General features: G+C 51.0%; 10 protein-coding genes. 7 read left to right on the forward strand and 3 right to left on the reverse strand.

Going from position 1 to position 21,219, the window contains the following annotated elements:
* Positions 1–11: 11 nt before the first annotated feature.
* The gene (locus tag P2W70_RS15835) at positions 12–422 is read left to right on the forward strand and encodes a hypothetical protein (RefSeq protein ID WP_276482465.1); all 411 of its coding nucleotides are present in this window, start codon (positions 12–14) and stop codon (positions 420–422) included.
* 133 nt (positions 423–555) lie between these two features.
* On the opposite strand, the gene P2W70_RS15840 is transcribed toward P2W70_RS15835, so the two are convergent.
* The 3 genes from P2W70_RS15840 to P2W70_RS15850 all read right to left on the reverse strand — a co-directional run bounded on the left by P2W70_RS15840 (position 556) and on the right by P2W70_RS15850 (position 4,010).
* Positions 556–963, reverse strand: a complete 408-nt coding sequence (locus P2W70_RS15840) for a DUF3276 family protein (protein ID WP_276482466.1) — start codon at positions 961–963, stop codon at positions 556–558.
* A 157-nt stretch (positions 964–1,120) separates the two neighbouring features.
* Positions 1,121–2,959, reverse strand: a complete 1,839-nt coding sequence (locus P2W70_RS15845) for an ABC transporter ATP-binding protein (RefSeq protein ID WP_276482467.1) — start codon at positions 2,957–2,959, stop codon at positions 1,121–1,123.
* A gap of 55 nt (positions 2,960–3,014) precedes the next feature.
* Positions 3,015–4,010, reverse strand: a complete 996-nt coding sequence (locus tag P2W70_RS15850; protein WP_276482468.1) for an MBL fold metallo-hydrolase — start codon at positions 4,008–4,010, stop codon at positions 3,015–3,017.
* A gap of 283 nt (positions 4,011–4,293) precedes the next feature.
* Here P2W70_RS15850 and P2W70_RS15855 point away from each other — a divergent pair, with 283 nt between their 5' ends.
* The 6 genes from P2W70_RS15855 to P2W70_RS15880 all read left to right on the forward strand — a co-directional run bounded on the left by P2W70_RS15855 (position 4,294) and on the right by P2W70_RS15880 (position 21,180).
* A complete protein-coding gene (locus tag P2W70_RS15855; protein WP_276482469.1) occupies positions 4,294–4,758 on the forward strand; it encodes a pyridoxamine 5'-phosphate oxidase family protein in 465 nt (154 codons plus the stop codon).
* A gap of 179 nt (positions 4,759–4,937) precedes the next feature.
* Positions 4,938–5,495, forward strand: coding sequence for a hypothetical protein (locus tag P2W70_RS15860; RefSeq protein WP_276482470.1), 558 nt, complete (start codon positions 4,938–4,940; stop codon positions 5,493–5,495).
* Between the two features lie 601 nt (positions 5,496–6,096).
* Complete coding sequence (locus P2W70_RS15865) at positions 6,097–7,170, forward strand: right-handed parallel beta-helix repeat-containing protein (RefSeq protein WP_276482471.1); 1,074 nt, start codon at positions 6,097–6,099, stop codon at positions 7,168–7,170.
* Positions 7,171–7,276: 106 nt separating this feature from the next.
* On the forward strand, positions 7,277–18,331 hold the full coding sequence (locus tag P2W70_RS15870; RefSeq protein WP_276482472.1) for an MBG domain-containing protein: 11,055 nt from the start codon (positions 7,277–7,279) through the stop codon (positions 18,329–18,331).
* A gap of 17 nt (positions 18,332–18,348) precedes the next feature.
* Entirely contained in the window at positions 18,349–19,407 is a 1,059-nt protein-coding gene (locus P2W70_RS15875; protein WP_276482473.1) for a T9SS type A sorting domain-containing protein, read from the forward strand.
* A gap of 900 nt (positions 19,408–20,307) precedes the next feature.
* A complete protein-coding gene (locus tag P2W70_RS15880) occupies positions 20,308–21,180 on the forward strand; it encodes an FkbM family methyltransferase (protein WP_276482474.1) in 873 nt (290 codons plus the stop codon).
* The last annotated feature ends 39 nt before the right edge of the window (positions 21,181–21,219 follow it).

Raw genomic sequence — 21,219 nt, forward strand, 5'->3', positions numbered from 1 at the left:
AAAGCTGGTGTATGAAACCTTGTATCATTTTCTTGTTATCGTTGCCGGTTAGCCTGGTAGTTGCGGCTCAGCAGCAGCCTATGTCGCTGGATCCTAAGCCATTGAAGTCTGGGAGGCTATATATCCCTTCGCCTCAGTTGGGTACTGTGATGGTTATTCCAAGCCAGGATTCGATAAAAGCCAACCTGTACCGACAACAAGTTGACCGGCGATGGAAACAAGGAGGTGTCATGGCCACTTATTCGCATACTACCCCAAGGGGTAAGGTTTATAACCTGACACCGGATAATATGCCCTGCCTGGTGCCTGACCGGAATTTAGTGGCACCGATGCCGAATAAACGACAGTTGTTTGTGGAAGATCCCAAACGGGCACTCAATGAGCCCATTATTCCGGAAGCGGATAACAAGACTAAACAGTAATTCAACGAGTTAGCAAATACAAAAGGATAGACCGGCTATAGACCGGTCTATCCTTTTTTGTTGTGTACGGGGTCCGTAGCGGCATAAAAAAAGCTCCCGTTCAGGAGCTTTCAAGTATGTTATGATGGGGGAATTACCATTTGTCTACTTCTTCGCCACCGTCGGCTACTGGTGCACTTGCTGCTACCGGAGCTGGTGTGCTGCTCACTGCAATAATGACTTCTTCTGCAGCTTCTACGCCCTCTGCGTCACCGCCAATGTCTTCACCGCCTTCCAGCTGGTCATGGTTGTAAGCGTCGAAATCAAAGTTTGGCATCAGGTCGGTCTTTACATAATCCACCGCCTCAGTCAGCGCTTTCAGGAACTTGTTGAAATCTTCCTTGTACAGGAAGATCTTGTGCCTGTCATAACCGTTCTCGTTGAACTTCTTGCGACTTTCGGTGATGGTGATGTAATAATCGTTACCGCGGGTAGCTCTCACATCGAAGAAATAGGTTCTTCTTTTCCCGGCCCTGATGCGTTTGCTATAAACGCTTTCCATTCTTTTGTCATTGTTTTCGTACGCCACAGTCATTTTAATTTTGCAGTTTAATAATTGGCATTTCTACAAAAAAGGCAGGCACAAATATAATATTGTTTTGGAACCGACAAAATTTCCGGGCGGTTAATTACTAAATGACATGAAATAATTTGTATGATCAGTCTTCTTCTGTCGTTTCTTCACGTTCCTGCTGTTGTTGCTCGTACAAATATGTATAATATCCATTACGTGATAGTAAATCATTATGTGTTCCCATCTCTTTGATGGCACCATCCTCTATCACAACGATGAGGTCGAAATCAAATAAGGTAAAAATCCGATGGGTGATGATGATTGCCGTCTTGTCTTTGAGGAAGAGGCCCAGATTACCGAGTATCTCTTTTTCCGTTTTGGCATCGACGGCACTGAGACAATCGTCGAAGAGTACGATCTGAGGATCTTTCACCAACGCACGCGCAATAGATATCCGTTGCTTCTGCCCGCCGCTCAGCGTTACGCCACGTTCTCCCACCATGGTAGCATAACCGCCGTGAAAGCCCTGTATCTCTTTTTCTACGCTGGCAAAACGGGCTGCCTGTTCTACCCGTGCGGGTGGAGGCGTTTCGTTTAAGCCGAAACTGATGTTGTTGGCAATGGTATCACTGAATAGAAATACATCCTGCGGTACATACGTCATTTGCCGGCGTAATTGCTGGAGGTCCATGGTCGCGAGCCCTACCCCATCGATACTGATCTTTCCGGAAGTGGGATCGTACATGCGCAAGAGCAACTGAGCAAGGGTCGTTTTTCCTGAACCGGTATGTCCGATGATCGCTACCTTCTGCCCTTTCGAGATCGTCAGGTTAAACTGCTTCAGGGCATGGATACCCGTATTGGGATACACGAAGTCGACATGATCGAATACGATATGGCCCTTCAATTCGGTTGCCTGTGGTTGGGCTGGGTTGACGATGACGGGCTCGGTATCCAGGAATTCATTGAGCCTTTTTTGGGAGGCCGAAGCCCGCTGGATCATACTGGCCGTCCAGCCAATGGCACTCACGGGGAACGTGAGCATGTTGATATACATGACAAACTCGGCAATCGTGCTTACATAATTCTCGCCGTGGTTTCCCTTGATGGCATAAATACCGCCGATCAGGATGGTACAAAGTGTACTGAGACCAATGATGAGTGTCATGGAAGGAAAATAGATCGCCTCCATCTTGGCCAGACCAATCGCGTTTTTCTTATACTCCTCGCTGTTCCTATCGAAGAAGCCATACATGGCTTCCTCCTGTACAAACGATTTGATCACCCGAATTCCTGAATAGGATTGCTGTGCATTGGTGGTGAGGTCTGACAGCAGTGATTGTATATGTTCACTTCTTTTGTGGATGACGTTGTTGACCATGTATATCGTTATGGCGAGAATGGGCAACGGCGCCAGCACATACAAAGTGAGCTCTCCATCTTTTTTGATCATGTAATACAACGCAAGACCTATCAGGGTGATCAGGTTGATGAGGTACATGATGGCCGGACCGGTAAACATGCGCACACGGCTTACATCTTCAGAGATACGGCTCATGAGGTCGCCGGTATTGTGCGTCTTGTAAAAGTTTGTATCGAGCTTCAGGTAATGCTGAAACACTTCGTTCTTTTGATCGTACTCGATATGCCGGCTCATCACGATGATGGTTTGGCGCATAAAGAACATAAAGATGCCCCGGATCAGGGCGAGTATCAGGATCACAATACCGCAAAGGGCTACTACCGACATGCCCTGGTATTGCTGCGCAAAACCGATGAACCAGTTTACCAGCCAGTCGTATTCAGGATGATTTTTAGCAGGGCCGGTTTTACCGAGGTAACGTTGCACGACTTCAAATACGTAGCCCGTAACCTGAGGTGCCAGGATGGCAAAGTAGTTGGATACGATAATGAACACGATTCCCAGGCTCAGTCTCCACCTATACTTCCAGAAATATTTATTGATCGCCTTAAGATGCTTCAATGGGATGAGTTTTGTAAAAACGGCCGCTAAGATACGAAGTGATGAGGGTTTACGCTCATCGATCCCACCAGGGATTAATATAGGGTTTACCCGACACCGTGGCAGGTTCGCCGGGCTGTGGCGCAAATAAAGCTATTTGTTTTGCTGCAGCCGTTTTGAGTAATGTCTGAATGGGTTCTTTCCACGCATGAAGGGCCAGGTTGAAGGTTCCCCAGTGGATCGGCATCATCAACGTACCGCGAAGCGCCAGATGAGCCTCGGCAGCATGAACCGGCCCCATATGAATATCGGCCCAATAAGGGTTGGAAGCACCGATCTCAAGCATGGTAAGGTCAAATGGACCATAACTGGCCCCTATTTCCGCAAAACCGGCATACATACCGGAATCGGCACCAAAGTAAATATTATGCGCGCGGCTTCGAATGGCAAACGACGACCACAGGGTGGTGAACCGGTTAAACAGTCCCCTGCCGGAGAAATGGCGGGCAGGGAGGGCGGTCAGCGTAAAGCCTTCACCCAGGGAAACCTGGTCGGTCCAGTCCATTTCGGTAATGCGGTTTTCCTGGATACCAAATTCGCGCAAATAACGGCCCACGTTGAGGGAGCAATAAAAGGGCACCTGTTGGCCGGCAAACCACCGGATGGTGGGCGCATCGAGGTGATCATAGTGATCGTGCGATATGATCACGGCATCCAGCGACGGCAGGTCGGCCAGGGCAATGGGCGGCGCAAAAAAACGCCTGGGGCCTACAAAAGCCGAAAAGGAGGCCCGCTTGCTCCAAACCGGGTCGGTCAGTATCCGTTTGCCGTCGATCTCGATCAACAGGCTCGAATGACCAATCCACGTAATGCGGAGACCCGTTGCCGGCGGTATCCTATATATAGAGGTATCTGTATGGAAAGGTCCGGGTAAGTGCCGGGGAATGACCTCGTTCTTATTGGTCAGGTAGGCACCAAATAGGCTGCCCATATTGCCCTGCGACATCACCTGCGTAGGTACCGGGTTCTGAAATTTACCGCCCCGTTTGAGGGCTTTGTGCAGTAAGCTCATGCTACAAAGAAAGGATTTGTTACCAGAACAACGCAATACCCCGAAGGTTTGCGGCCGAGCCTGGTCTGTTAGCCGGGAAAAGTGGCCTTTACCCCCCTGGGGTCTTCCCCAAACGGCTTTTTTTGGAATTCCGGTCCTGAAATGGGAATAGATCAATCGGGTGCCAATTCCTAATTTATTGAAAACCAGTAGTTGGCGTTTTGGTACGCGCCTTGAATTGATTGGCACGTTCTCAATCACGAGCTTTCAAACATTAACCTGGACAGTTAAAAAGACAAAGGACATGATGACCACTAAAATTTTCACACAACCCGAATCACTGGAATCTGCGGAAATGATCAAAGAACAGATTATGACACTAGGATCGGCTTTGTTCTTTACAGAAAATGAATCCTTGCTGAAATTGCCTGTACACGTGATCAACAACGTACAGATCGATGAGCAAAATCGTATATGGTTCTTGATTCAGCGGCCAACACAGGAGCTGACTGAGTTTGATCAGGAATTGCCTGCCAAGCTGGATTTTTTCAAGAAGGGTCAGTCTTTCTATGTAAAAGTAAGGGGCACTGCGATGATCGTTGACAATGCTTCGAAAATAGAAGCGTTGTCAGGTGCCGGTGAGGATACCAGCAATCTCGTAGCTGTTAGCGTAAAGATCCGTGCGTATGAGGTAACAGGCGGTGTCGCGAAACCATCACAAAGCTGGTTCAAACAAAGTCGCCAGCAATTGAGCAGTTTCTTCTTATAATAATTGGTTTTCTTTATTGAGCAGATCACCGGCCACAGCCGGTGATCTTTTTTTTGCCTCCAGGGTCAATCCACAAATCCCCCAATTGGGGGATGGCCTTTCATCCATTTGAGCGATAGGTTGGACTTTGTAGGCTGGATAGTTTTGCGGTTTGATCACTAACTATTAAACGCAGAACCATGAAACAACGAATCGTTATCCTATTGTCTTCCCTGATGCTCGTGCTGGTGATGACGCAGTGTAAGAAGGGCGATACCGGCCCACAAGGTCCCGCAGGTCCACAAGGTCCGCAAGGCCCCGTTGGTACGCCCAATGTGATCTATTCGGAGTGGTTCACAGCTACGCCCTGGATAAAAGACACGGTGTTTGGCATATGGGGGTTCAAATACAATAAACCAGTGCCAGCGATTACACAACCTGTACTTGATTCCGGGGTGGTACTGGTGTATGGAAAACTGCTGGGATATAATCCGGCTGTATGGCCCACCACCCAGGTTGCGCAGCTGCCGATTTTGATCACCTACCTGCAAAGTGGCAAAACCCAGACTGACACCTGGAGTGGTCTCGCAACGCCCGGTAACCTGCGGATCAGGTTTGTCAACAATACCAACGAATACAATGTCATCGCCACGCAACATCAGTTCCGCTACATTGTGTTGCCAGGAGGAAAGAAAGATGCCAGGGTTGCGCAGTTGACCTATGCCCAAGTTTGTAAAATGTATCGTATTCCGGAATAGCGTCGCAGCAGGACCATTACCGATCGATGATCAGCGGCCTGGTATCATCAGGCAGGATCATTGTAAGCCATATCTTACCGCATGCGGAAAACGATCGCATCCTGGTGAGGTGGCTTTTTTTTATTTAGCGATAGCACCAAAATGGACCAACAGGCTGACAGGCTGTTTACAATTCATGTGAATTTTTCGTCAATTCATACAGGAATATCCCACACTGGCAAAGAAACTTCCCATATTGCACGACAAAGTCCGGATGGACGGGTTTCGGCGGCAGGCTTCCCCAATGGGGAGGTTTCCGGTAGATTGGGAGGGAGCCTTACAGGTGGTGCCCATAAATGACCGGTTTAGGGAGTTGTACGATAAAAAAATCCCCTAAAAGTAGGATATGAACCCGGCCCTGGTCGACTTATCTTGCAGTCTGTAGATTTGAGTATTGTGTGCGGGGGAATTGAGTATTTACGACGCTACCCAATTACCCCGATTCTTCAAACGCTGTTTTTTGTTCCCAACCATACGTTAGAGTCCTCTCCTATTAAAGTACCATTGGTTTAAGCCCAATTTTTTGTAAACACCTTATTATTAACCATCCACTTTTTTCACCATGAAAAGAGCAATTACTCTTTTGGCCATTACCTGCTTAGTATTGAATAGCCAAACCTCCTTAGCCAAGATATGGCGGGTGAACAACAATCCAGGCGTAGCCGCTGATTTTAATAGTGTTCAGGCAGCTCATGACGGAGCGGCCAACGGGGATACCATCCATGTGGAAGGATCTCCTTTCGGATATGGTAACTTGAATGTTGGTAAGAAGCTAACCATCCTGGGTGCTGGCTATTTCCTCGACGAGAATACTGGTTTCCAGGCGCTACAACAGTCTTCCAAAATTGGTCATACAAACTGTTACAATGGCGCACAGGGAACGGTGTTCATGGGCCTCGAATTCCCGGCTACTGGCATTAATATTTACACGGACAATATCATCATCCGCCGCAATAAATTCTCCTCATTTGCAGGAACCACTGAAGATTATTATACCGGCTATGTTGCTGCGTATTATCACAATGAGAACAGCAACATTCCCGTCAACAACGTCATTATCTCTCAAAACTATGGCGTTCGTGTTTCCGTTAACAATCCTTCAACGGGCATTCTGATCACCAACAACGTGATCGGTGACAACGGCTATACAGGCGATGCCTCTACTGGCTTCTGCCTTTTTGCTCATGCCAATGCGATTATCCTTGTACAGAACAATATCTTCCGTCGTGGTAAGGTCGGTGCCTCCAACAGCAACTTCACCAACAATATCATGATGTTTGGCCAATTTGAAGGTCCGGGCAATCTCTACTCCAACAACATCGGTAACGATGCGCAGTTTGGTACTGCCAATGGCAACAAGTCAGGCGTAGCTATGTCTACGGTATTTGTAGGCGTTGGTACCGGTGTTACCACAGAAGGTCAGTGGAAACTGAAAGCTGGCTCTCCTGCCTTGAACGCGGGCTACGGCAGTACTGCCCAGAATCCCATCGACTGCGGCATATACAGCGGACAAAATCCATACATCATCGCCGGTATGCCTCCTATGCCTGCTGTATACTCGTTTGAAGTGCAGCCCATCGGCAGTAACACCGACCCCATCGATGTAAAAGTGAAAGTGAGGTCGGCAGGGAATTAAAACATTCCTGCTGCAGATTGAGTAAACGGATGGGGATACCCTGCGGGTGTTCCTGCCATCTTTTTGACTGCCTGCGCAAGCGGGTGCTTTCCAATCTTCATCTATTATGCGAACCTTTTTACAACAGGCGTATAAATATACCTTGGCTGTTGTCGTATTGCTACTGTCGGTATGTGCTGACAGTATAGCTCAATCGATCACCAAGGTGGAGTATTTCGTCGATACCGACCCCGGTATTGGCAACGGCACCACGGTATCGGTGACCCCGGGTACGGATGTGACGGCCAGTTTTCAGGTCAACCTGACTGCCTTGACCGCGGGATTTCATCGGCTGTACACCAGGGGATATATACCTCCCTACCAGGTTACTGAAAACGGTAGTCCGGTTACCAAGGGTGGCTGGTCACATACCAGTAGCCGGTCAATTTACAAAGAAGACTTTACCACGATCAATAGTCCTGTTTCTAATGTTGTTGCGGGCGAATATTTTGTGGACGCCGATCCTGGCATTGGAAAAGGAACCGGTATTCCGTTAACACCGGGCCAGGATCTTACCAGTGTCATTTTTGCCTTTAATATCAATAGCTACAGCGCGGGATTTCACCGGCTGTATATTCGTTTTAAGAATGCCGATGGCGTATGGGGCCACACTAACAGTCGTACTTTTTATAAAGAAGATCTTTCTGCCAGCAACGGTACGGTACCGAATGTGGTGAAAGGTGAATATTATTTCGATACGGACCCGGGTTTTGGGGCGGGCATCAATATCCCGTTAACCCCGGGAACGGATATCGCCAACATCGCCTTTACGGCCGACGTGACAAGTCTTACAGAGGGCTTCCACCGCCTCTACCTTCGTTTTAAAGATGCCAGTGGTCAATGGGCGACCACCAACAACCGCACTTTCTACAAAGACGCCCTGCTTACCGTTAACAACACGCCAGCCAATGTTGTAAAGCTGGAATATTATATTGACACCGATCCTGGGTTCGGTAACGGTACCAATGTACCCGTAACACCCGGCACCGATCTCAACAACATCACCTTTGCCCTGAATATGGACAATGTGTCGATCGGTAATCATACCTTGTATGTAAGGGCCCTCGATGACAAAGGTCGCTGGAGCCTTACCAACCTGGGTGCCTTCAAAGTCGATCCTCCTTCCGAATTGATCATATCCCTGGGTACGATCAATGGTGTATTGTGTGCAGGTGCACCAGTAACAGTGCCTTTCAGCGTCAATGCGCCTTTCGGATCCAACAATATCTTCACGGCTCAGTTATCGGATGGGAATGGCAATTTTGGTAATCCCACCAATATTGGTACGCTCACCGGGCGCGAATCGGATACCATCGATGCCACCATACCTGCGCATTTTGGAGCCAGCAGCAACTACCGCATCCGGGTCATCGGCAGCTCGCCCAATGACACGAGTGGTAATAGTCCTGCTTTGCGAATACTTCGCAAGCCCGAGAACTTCTGGATCACGGGCGCCAATACAACTTGTATCGGCAACCAGACTTACACCGCGACCAACCTGGTCATCGGTAACTATAAATTTGAATGGTCCATCGATGGCGGTGGCACCATGGATACAACAGCGGGCACGAACATTATTACCTGGACCGGCGGCGGCCAACACATCGTTACCCTGAAAGTGACGAATGATTGTGGCAGTACGACGGTGACCTTCACTGTATTCGTGTATACGCGTGTGCCACAAAAGAAACCAGTGCTGACGGTCAGTGGCCGCAACCTGAGTATTCCCGGTTATGTGGCAACGGATAGTGCCAATGGTTACCAGTGGTACAAGAACGGTGTCGCCATTTCCGGAGCAACGGGTTCGAGCTATAGTGCGGTTGGTGATGGTAGCTTTACAGCGGCTTACAAGAATACTTGTGGAGAAGGTCCACAGTCTGATGCGACCACCTTCGTGGGCGATCGCCAGCCACAAACGATCACTTTCCCGGCTGTACCGGATCAAATCTACGGTGGCGGCGAGGTCAAGCTGGCCGCGACTACTACGTCGGGCCTGCCCATCACCTATACCATCCTCAGCGGGCCAGGTCAACTGAGGAATGATACCCTGGTAATACTGGGTGCCGGTACCATCCGCATCCGTGCCTTCCAGGCCGGTAACGAAACTTACAATGAGGCCACTACCGAGATCAATGTGGTGGTGAAGCCGATAGCTGGTACGGTAACGCTTAATAACCTGTCGCTGGTGTACAATGGTGCCGGCAGGGTGCCCACCGTGACAACAGTTCCCGCCGGACTACCGGTCAGCATTACGTACAACGGTACTGCCGCTGTTCCGGTGAATGCAGGAACCTATGAGGTCATCGCTACCATCAATACCAGCAACTATACCGGAGCGGATACCGCCAGCTTTACGATACAAAAAGCTGCCCAGACCATCAACCTGGGCGCGATACCCGACAAAGTAGTCGGCAGCGATCCGTTCAAGGTAACGGTGAATGCCAGCTCTGGCTTGCCGGTAGCGCTTTCACTGGTAACCACACCGGCCGGTATTGCGGTTTTGTCTACCGATACCATCAGTATCTCCGGTGCCGGTACCGTCGTGGTGAAAGCCAACCAGGCGGGCAACGCCAATTACCTGGCTGCTACCGAGGTGACAGACACCTTCCTGGTCGTACAGACGCCCGACTTGACGGTCTCCAACGTTACCGCTCCTGCCACTTCGGTTGGGCCTAATGATGTCGTAACCATTAACTGGCGGGTGACCAATATTGGTACAGGGGCAGCCAACGGCGACTGGACGGAACGCCTCTATATGCAGTCTGCTGCCGGTCAAAACCGCACGCTGATCCAAACGGTGACCTATTCCAATGCCAGCGCTTTATCGACCAATGGTTTTGTCAATAGATCAGCAACCGTTACCATTCCGGCCTTGTTCGATATTGGTGATCAGGGCGTATTTGTAGTGGAACTATTGCCTGGTACTACAGTGAAAGAAGCACCCGGTACACAGGCTAATAATACGGGCGTACAGGCTACAGCCTGGTCGGCCAGCAAACTGCTGACCATTGAGCTGGCTGCCACCCAACTCACGGAAGGAGCACCAGCGGTCAATGGCGCCGTGAAAAGAACTGGTTCCTACGCGGCTCCCCTGACGGTGAACCTGTCGGTATCCAATCCGTCCAGGATCACGGTACCCGTTACCGTGACCATTCCTGCCGGACAGGCCGGTACCACTTTCACCATCGCTGCACCCGATAATGCAACGCTCGATGCCACCCTGGCAGATAGCGTGATCGCTATTGCTACCGGTTATGGATCGGGTAAAGTAAGGATCCAGGTGCTGGACAATGACCAGGCTTCCCTGACGATCACCAACCTGCCTGCCGACATAACAGAAGGGGGCTCGGTGAACTTCCGGATCAATACCAACCTGGCATCATCTACGGCCCTCACCGTGTTCCTCACATCCACCAGCACCACCCGCTTCCCGGTACCGGCATCCGTGACGATCCCGGCGGGCGCGCTGTTCGTGGACGTTCCCGTAACACTGGTGCAGGACAATATTCCTCAAATAGCCGTCGCCGTCACCATCAATGCGGGGGCTGCCAATCATAATCCGGCTACGGGCGTTATCAATGTCAACGACGATGATATCCCTGGCCTCGAATTGGTTTTCGAAACCAACCTGGTTTCCGAAGGCGCGGGTGCCTTTGCTACCAAGGCGACGCTGAAGCGTGCGGCCAACAGCAGCAATGCAGCCTTTACCGCCAACCTGACGGCAAACCTGCCCAATACACTCATTATTCCAGCTTCCATTTCACTGGCGGCAGGAGAAAATGAAAAGACGTTTAATGTAGGGGTGGTCGACAACTCCCTGGCCGATGGTCAGCGGGTGGTCAGCCTGACAGCCTCCGTATTCGTCAACGCTTGCGGATGTAGTGCGCCACCGTCAACGGTCGGTTCGGTAACCGCCAACCTCACCATCACCGACAACGATGGTCAGGCACTGACGATCACAGCGCCTGTACTGACGCTGCCGGAAGGCCTCGCCAATGCAGGTACGATCCGCATCACCCGCAACTCGGCCACTACGGCTGGTATGATCGTGACACTTTCGTCTTCCAACACGAATGAAGCCACCCTCCCACCATCTGTTGTGATCCCGGCCGGTGCCGCTTATGTCGATGTGCCGGTAACGACCATCAACGACAACGTGGCCGATGGCGACAAGCAGGTCTACTTCCAGGCAACGTCTGCCGGATTCTCTACCGGCTCTATCTGGGTGATCGTTTCCGATCGCAACAAGCCCGATCTGCAGGTGCCGCTGGTGAAGCTCAACAGCAACACCATCCAGGCCATGAGCACCTTCAGCTACCAGGTGACAGTCACCAATACAGGCTTCTCCACAGCGCCAGCCGGTGTAGTGGTAAGAGGTTATTTGTCGAAAGACAATGTATTTGACCTGGCTGATTCACTGATCTCATCGGATGTGATCAATACATCGATCCCGGCAGGTCAAAGTGCACAGGTTGTTAATGCCGTGCAGATGCCTAACCTGCCTGGTCAGTACAACCTGATCTATGAAGTGAATCCCGATCTGACGATGGAAGAATTGCTCACGACGAACAATACTTCCAATCCGCTCAGCATCTTTATCAACCCTGATTATACCGCCACAGCCATCGTGAATGCCACCTGGTTCCTGAAGGGCGCAGCCATTCCGGTGACAGGTGTTGCCACCAAGTCCAACGGCACCCCTGCTGCCAATGCGAAAGTGGAGGTATACGTCCTTACCAATGGCTTGCGCCGGGAATTGACCGCGACAACCAACGCCAGTGGACAGTATTCCGTGCAGTTTGAGCCGTTGGCCAATGAGGCGGGCCACTACACAGTAGGTGCCAGCTTCCCAGGACTCAAGGCGACGGCAGAGCAGGATAATTTCGACATCCTCGGTGTAGTCATCAACAACAATACGCCGCTGCAGGCTAAGGTGACGCTCAACCAAACCCTGACGGGTACCATTCCGGTGCAGAATGTCAGCAACAAGAGCCTGGCTCAGTTCACGCTGAAGCCGGTGGCCTTGCCCAATGGAGCAACCATCAAGTTCGATACCGTGGCCAACCTGGCGGGTAACAGCACGATACAGCTTGGATATAGTATCAAAGGAACCGTATTGTCTACCGGAAACTTCTTCGAAAGCGTGTCACTGCAGGCACTCGCTACAGAAGGAACTATTCAAACTACGAATATGTTCTACTTCTGCCAGGCAGAGCGGGCTTACCTCGTATCGGATCTTACAAAGATCGAGGTACGGGCTTCGCAAACGGCAGGCCAGCGCGTGGTAACAGCCATGCTGATCAACCGTGGTGCGGGCAATACTGGTAACATTACCGTCACTCTGCCACAGGTTAAATGGCTGAGCAGTGTTACACCGCTCACGCTGGGCGGTATCAATACCGGCGACACGACCCTCGTGGTGCTCAAGTTTGAAGCACTGGAAGAAGTGCCCTTTAACTATCCGATCAATGGCAGCATCAATATTGCCGCACAGAACGGCAACAACTTCAGCATACCGTTCACCTTCGAAAAGAAGGCCGAATCGAATGGTGCCGTGAAAGTGGCGGTGGTCAACCAGTTCACTTATTATTCGGAAGGACAACCCAAAGTAGCCGGTGCCCATGTGGTGATCAAGAACTACTTTACGGGTGAAGTATATGCAGAAGGCAATACAGATGCTTCTGGCTTCTTCAACGCTACCAATATACCGCAAGGCAAGCACCGTGTGGTGGTGGAAAAAGAAAAACACCTGCCTTACGACGGTACGGTCATGGTGAACCCAGGCGAAACCACCAACATCAGTGCCTTTATCAACTACCAGGCGATCACGTTCAGCTGGACGGTCGTGCCGACGGCCATACAGGATCAGTATGACATCACCCTGACGACCAAGTTCGAAACGCATGTGCCCATGCCGGTGGTGACCATCGACATGCCGAAAGACATGCCGCAGTTATCGGGCTCCGAGACCTTTGCCTTCAATGTGACCCTGACCAACCACGGTCTGATCGCAGCTGAAAATGTAGAGCTGAACCTGCCCAAAGAGGATCCGGAATATGAATTCGTGACGAACTATGTATCCGCCAACCTGAACGCCCAATCCAGCATCCAGGTACCGGTGATCATGCGGCGTCGAACAACACCATTGGCCGGTGGCCGGATGGGCATCTCCCTGGCCAGCCTGTCGCCCGAACTGGCGATGCGCTCGAGCTCTGGTGGGTATACCTGCCAGGACTACACCTTCGTACTGTATATGTACAAGTGTGAACTGGCAACGGGCCTCTGGCAGAAAGTAGGCACACTCATCAATTACAGCGGTCGCTCTTGTGTCGGCGGACCCAGTACCAGCGACGGTATCCTGATTGGTGGTGGCAGCTTCCCATATGGAGGCAATGGCATCTATTTCAACATACCCTGTGCATTCTGCGTATTGCCGGGTGCAGGTCCCCGCGGTGAAACACCGGCCTACACTGAAGAGAAGAAGAGCTGTATGCAGTGTATCAACGACCTCATCGGCGCTGCTTTCGATTGCGGCGTACCGGATGGTGGTGTGGGTGGTACCATACAATGTATCACGGGTGTTAAACTGGATAACGGTAACTGGGTGGATTACGTCAAGTGTTTCCTTCCCGACTTTACGCCACCATGGATCAAGTGCCCGATGTCAATCATCGATGCGATCAATACCTGTTCCAACACAGCGGTAGGAAGCTCGGGCCGCATGGCGCAAAACAATGCGAAGACAGCCGCCGGTGAACTGGGCGCTGTATTCCTCCAGCTTCGAGACGATATACAATTTGTACTGAACGCCTACTCGCTGCATGACAAATGGTCGCGCGAATACATGGGCAATATCATCGACAATGCAGCCTGGAGCGATCTGAAGCCCATGATGGCCACGCAGCTGTCGAATGTTGATTCGATCAAGCCGGACAAGCAAGCCGCTATACTGGCAGCTATGACGGGGTATGATATTCAACCATCCGTGTTGCAGGCCTTCTTTACCCGCTGGAATACATCGGTATATGCCCGCAGTCAGGCGATCTATGCGCCCAATGCACAGTATCCGAATATCATCAACTGGAACAATGTGAAGATGTATTCCGATTCCATCATCTACTACCACAATACATCGATCGACAGGGGTTATACAGGTCTGAACGATATGTACATGAAGACCCGTAAAGATCTCGATGTGGCGCTCGAACAACAAAGCCAGCAGGCAGTGTGTGCTTCGGTAACGGTACAGTTCAGTCAAAAGCTGACCATGACCCGTGAAGCATTCGAGGGTACACTGGATATCTTCAACGGTCACCCCACGGATAAGATGGATAGCTTGTCTGTGACCTTGCAGATCACCGATGAAAATGGTGTGCCGAGCAATGGTCTCTTCGAGATCCAGACCAAGAGCCTGACCAATCTCGCCAATGTAACCGGCACAGGTATCATCAATGCCCAGCAAAGGGGTATGGTCAAGTTCCTCTTCATACCGGAAATCGGTGCTGCACCACAGGTTCCGAAGGTGTACAACTTCAGCGGATTCGTACGGTATTGGGATCCATACGCGAAAGCCATGGTGAACATGCCGCTCTCGAAAGTGCCGTTGACGGTCAATCCTAGTCCGAACCTGATGTTGCACTACTTCATGCAGCGCAATATCCTGGGTGATGATGCCCTTACCTCTCCGAAGATCGAGCCTTCTGTGCCTGCCGAACTGGCGGTCATGGTCGAGAACCAGGGTTATGGTCCTGCCGTGAATATGATGATCTCTTCTGCACAGCCGAAGATCATCGAGAACGAGAAAGGCCTGGCCATCAATTTCAACCTGATCGGTTCCAACCTGCAGGGACAACCCCGGAACCTGGGTGTTACTGATATCAATTTCGGTACGATCCCGGCGCTGAGCACCCGCATCGGCCAATGGTATTTCACCAGTTCGTTGCTCGGTAAGTTCGTGAGCTACGAAGCGAATGTGGTGCATGCCAACAGCTTCGGTAACCCGGACCTCAGTCTCGTGAAGGGTGTTAAACTGCATGAACTGACGAAGAGCATCAAAGCTTATGGAGCGCTGGATGATGGTATTACCGACTTCCTGGTCAATGATCTGTTCGATGTGAACGACCAGCCAGATATCATCTATTTCTCACAAGGCAATAAAACGGCAAAGGTCAGTCCTGCTACGGCGGGTAACTTCTCCGGTGCGCCGACAGCACCAGCCTTTAGTACCACGCTGACGGTAACTCCTTCGGTAGTGGGCTGGAACTATATCAAGCTCACCGATCCGGGCAATAACGAGTTCGAGATCGAGAGCGTAACCCGCAGCGATGGTCAGGCAATACCGCTCGACAACGCATGGCTCACCTTCGTGACCCTGCCGGTAAGCCGTCCGCCGGTTTACGAGAACAAGTTCCACTTCGTGGATACCTTCTCTACCCAGGCAGCGACCACGTATACGGTAGTCTGGAAAGCGAAACCACAAACGGTGCCGGCCATTGTGAGCATCAACGGAGCTCCGACGCAGGTATCGGCCACGCAAGTCAAAGAGCTGACCGTCGTATTCAATAAAGGCATCGACGCGGCTACCTTTACGAAAGAAGACATGACGCTGACCTTCCAGGGAGGCGCCAACCTGATCGATAATTCCGTGGTGATCACGCGGATGGACTCGGCCACCTTCAAGGTGGACCTGTCCAACCTCACCACCGGCAATGGCTTCTACAACTTTACCGTACAGGCTACCGAAGTAGCCGACCTGTTTGGCAACAAGGGAGAGGAAGGTAAGAATGTGACCTGGTCACAATTCCTGACTATTCCGACGGTCGAAGCTTTCCTGGCTATTCCTGCCAGCAAAACAGCGGTCAACTTCGATACGATCCAGGTATTGTTTAACCTGCCGATCGATCGCACCACGGTGACGCCAGCTAAGTTCATCATCACCAAAGACGGTGTAACGCAAAGCGGCTCAGTAGTCATCGATTCGGTACGGGCAGATAATAAGTTGTTCTACCTGTCGGGTCTGGGCAATATACTGACGACACCGGGTAACTATGTGTTCACCGTAGACCTCCCGACGATCAAAACAACGGGCCAGGTAGCGGGTATGGCACAACAGTCGGTTACCCTGACGGTCGACAATGCAGGACCAGCGATCGTGAAGCTGGAAACATCGGCCACCGGTGGCCTGGATGCGCAGCATATACCATTCGTGAAGATCGAGTTTACGGAGCCTGCGGTCGGCTTTAACACCGCCGCGCTCAGTCTCCGGTGGAATGGTCAGGTGGTACCGATCACTTTCGATATGTTGTCGAATACCGACCTGCAACACTGGACAGCCGGCAACTTCGGTATGCTGACTTATCCCGACGGCGAGTATGTGTTCACGATCGATCTGAGCCTGGTAAAAGATGCGCTGGGCAATGCGGGTACAGGTACACAAACGGTTAGCTGGACGGTCAACCGTTCTGCGCTGATCACGATCAGCAACCTGAAGGTGGCGCCCGATGCCGGTTACAGCGACAACGATAACATCACCAATGGTCAGCACCTGCAGGTACAGTTTAGCCTGAGTGCGGCCGCCACACAAGTGACGGTGTCACAAACCGACCTGAGTGGTGAAACGGTGTTGAATACGGTACAAAATGTGGTGGCGGGCAATACGTCGATACCGGTTACCCTCTTCAAAGGTGGTAATACAGGTATCCGGGTGATGGCTAGCGGCGCCAATGGTGGCATCGATACGGCCGACGTGCAATTGTTCGTGGATGATGCTCCGCTGACAGCCTCCTGGTTGTTGAAGAATGATACGAGTATGGCACGGCAGATGGATACGGTGATGCTGAAGTTTGGTGCGAAACTGCTGAGCAATGCCCAGGTGGACACAGCCCTGAAACTGACCCGCAATGGCGTGGCGGTCACGGTGGCCGGTCTGGCGGTGCGCGCACTCAATGACACGGTATATACGGTGAGTGGTTTGCGCAGCGGAAGTACAGCACCGGGCGCTTACAAACTGGTCATCAATGCAGCTCCATTTAGTAAATACACGAGTGGTAAACCGGGCGATGGACTGGTAGCCGTCAACTGGACGGTCGTATCTACCAACCGGGCACCGGTGGCCAACGCGGGTACGGATGTGGTCGTCAACGAGGGTACGGTGGTCGCGCTGGACGGTTCGGCTTCCTCAGATCCTGATGGAGATGTACTGACCTATACCTGGGTGGCGCCGGAAGGCATCGAGCTCGATGATTCCACACTGGCTAAGCCTTCCTTTATAGCAACGGCAGCCCACCGCGGTAAAACGTATTCGCTGCTGCTGGTGGTCAGTGATGGTAACCTGATTTCGACTGATGTGGTGGAGGTGAAGATCGATGGAGCGCCTACGGGCCTGATCGTTTCGGCCAAAGCCTTCCTGCACGGCCCGTATGTGGCGGCAACCGGCAATATGACGGATAGCTTGCGGAAGAAAGGACTGATCCCCACGATCGATCCTTACCCTGCCCTTGGCTTCGGTACAGCAAGTGGACCAGCGGCAACCATCAGTCCAGTACATTTGACGACAACAGGCGATACAGCCATTGTTGATTGGATATGGCTTGAACTGCGGAGCAGTAGCAATCCTGCACAGGTAGTGGCTGGCCGCGCGGCATTGTTGCGCAAGAACGGATCGATCGTTGAACTGGGCAATGACAGGCCGGTGTATTTCCCGAACCTGGCAGACGGTTCCTACTACATCGCGATCCGCCACCGGAACCACCTGGGGGTAATGACGGCAGCACCGGTAGCCCTGAATAGTTCTATGCCAACAGTGATCGACTTCAGTTCACCGGCAACCATGACCTGGGGTACCGATGCCCGCAATAATGTGGGCGGCGTGATGACGCTGTGGTCGGGTGATGCGAATGGTGACGGTGTCGTGAGCTACAACGGCGCTAACAACGACAAGAATGCGATCCTTGGCCAGGTAGGTATGACGACCAGCAATAATATCCTGGTCATTTATAACCGGGCCGATGTGAACATGGATGGTGTCGTGAAGTACAATGGGGCGATCAATGATAAGAATGCCGTACTGGGTGTGGTAGGATTGCCTACTCCCAACCGGACCATAACACAACAATTACCTTAACCGACAAATAGCGCACAATGAGTAATAAACTCCTACTTCTGATCTTTCTGTTGTTGTCGGCTACCGTGCTGCACGCGCAGAGCTATGAGATCAGGGCTGTCAATAAAGGTGCTGGCGTGGTGGGTGTGGAGATGCGGATCGTGGCGGGCACGCCGCCCACGACGAGCGACTACATCACCGACCTGGTATTTGGCCTTAAATGGCTGGCCAGCTACAATGTTGATCTCGAAAACAATATTACCACCAGCTATGGCATTGTAAAATCAGCGGGACGTCAAACGAAGGGCACGTTTCATTATCAGGCTTTTTCTGCCGCCAACACCCCATTTGTGTTTCCGGCCAACTGGACCCTGAACACCTGGGTGGAAATACTGTCGGTTCGCAATACGATGACCGGAATCGGTACGGGCACCTTCGAAGTAACGGAGGTGGGGTTTGATGGCACAACTGAACCTAATTTCGGGGTTAGCCTCACCGACCTCACGCCCCTGGTAGCAGCCAGTGCTACGTTGGTGGCGCTGCCCGTCAATCTCACGCGCTTTGAGGTGGCTAGCCGTCAGAACACCATTTTGGTGCAATGGGCGACCGACCTCGAAGAAAATGTAAAGGGATTCGATGTGGAGCGTGCCGAGCAGCAGGATCCGAACAACTTCAAGCGGATTGCTTTTCTGCCCGGAAAAGGATCGGCTGGTGGCAATTACGAAATCACAGACCGTACGGTCACCGGTGGTATCCGGTATTACTACCGGTTGAGGCAGATCGATCTGGATGAAAGATATCGTTATTCCGATACCAAAACGGCGATCCTGGATGATGTGGGTAATACCTCCATCCAGCTGTTGCCTAATCCGGTTGATAAAGAGTTGCGCCTGCAATTTGATGGTACGATACAGGCAAATCAGCTGTTGATCCGTATTACGGATGCCCGCGGGCGTGTGGTTGCAGTGAAGGATTATCGCCTGAGTAACGGCCGTACACTGTTAATGAACGTGGTGTCGCTGATGCAGGGACAGTACTTCCTGACGGTGGAAAGCAACAAGTCGGTATTGGCCGTCAAACCGTTCTTTAAGCGATAAAGGAACCAGTCATTTAATAAAGGATTCAATGCAGGTTTTCGATGTGCTGAAAACAAGTATGGCTCGCTTTGGCGGGCCATACTTGTTTTGCTTTGCGGGTAGACGATCGATACAGTGTTGCGCCTCTTTATCCCATTAGGGGTTGCGCGTCCGTTTGGACGACTGGTTTGCCTGACCCATTCCGCCACGAAATCTGGCGCGTAATTCGCGGCAGTCAGGATGGGCTGTTTTTGGGCAATTTTTCGGGTGTTTTTTCGCGGCTGATTTTAAGGCGTTTTAAGCGCCTGGGGCTATTGTTTGAAGTCCGATGTTGCGAGGCTGGTTTGCGGCGATTCCTGCGGTTTTTAAATGCGTTTAGCAAACGTGTTTGTGGGGTGGAACTCAACTGGCTGCTTGATTCGGGCCACATTGTCGGGATATTGTCTACACATTGTCTGCACCCCTTCTGAATAAGCTCTACCTACCAGAGAGGATTCAGAGGATGTGAAGAGCATGTGAAGAGGATATGAAGAGGGGTAACAGACAGTTTCCCGGGCATGGGGCTAGGTTGTGATGCTGAGTGGTTGATTATTATTTAGTTATGTATGATTGGGTCGGTTAGTCGGCTGCGGTAGTTAAATAGGCCTGTTTTTGCCAGGTTTTGTGGCGAAGCCCGACATGTTGTAGGAACTGCTTGCTATATTTGACTTCGTCATCACCAGTTGTCAAACCTGGTGACTGCGACAATTCATGCCATCTGCTTTTCAATTACCCGCCGCCAAACCGAGAAAGCTACTGAGTCAGCGACATCCCTTGTTGTATCAGTTGCATTGCCAGGCTTGAACGGGCTGTTATGGTTTTCAATTAATTGGATATCTTCGATTAAATTACCCTGGCTTACGAATAACCAAAACAGTTCTGATGATCCTTGATACATTAAAGTTTATTTACAATCATCCTTTCAATGACGATAATAAGCTCGGTGCGATCGCCCGTTTTATAAAGTGGCAGATAGGTACCCGGTTGAATCCTTATCCTGTAGTATACCCTTACACCGAACATACCCGCTTCCTGATCTGGAAAGGACTGTCGGGTGCTACCGGTAATTTGTATTGCGGGTTACTGGAGTTTGGCGACATGGCATTCCTGCTGCATGTTTTGAGGCCGGATGATGCCTTTGTCGATATTGGGGCTAATGTGGGCGCTTACACAATTTTGGCTGCAGGTGAAATTGGCGCAAAAACCACAGCTATTGAACCTATTCCTTCAACTTTTCAGCATCTCACTGGTAATATTCGGATCAATAATATTGGTGATAAAGTAAATGCCCTGAATATTGGATTGGGCAAGGAACGCAGCGTTATCAAATTTACCCGATCGCACGATACCGTAAATCATGTGGCTACGGCCAATGAGACGGATACGGTCGATGTGCAGGTCGATAAACTGGATAATGTTATTGATAAGGTTCCGTTTGTGATTAAAATAGATGTTGAGGGTTTTGAAACTGAAGTCCTTAACGGGGCAAATAGAACCTTGGAGAATGGCGATTTGAAGGCCATCATTATAGAGCTCAACGGTTCTGGCGAACGTTATGGGTACGACGAACAGCTGATTCATGCAAAGCTGCTTGGTTTTGGATTCAAGCCGTTTGAATATGACCCAATGAAGCGGCAACTGATCTCCCTGACAACTTATGGGATGCATAATACGATTTATATCAGAGATGTGGAACAAGTGCAGAACAGGCTTGCTACTGCCAGGAAGATACGGATCAGGCATCGTGAAATCTGAGCTACTTTCCATTCAATGCTATTGCTAAGCATCCATGCT

The organism is Paraflavitalea pollutisoli (genome assembly GCF_029360705.1).
GTDB classification, from domain to species: Bacteria; Bacteroidota; Bacteroidia; order Chitinophagales; family Chitinophagaceae; genus Paraflavitalea; species Paraflavitalea pollutisoli.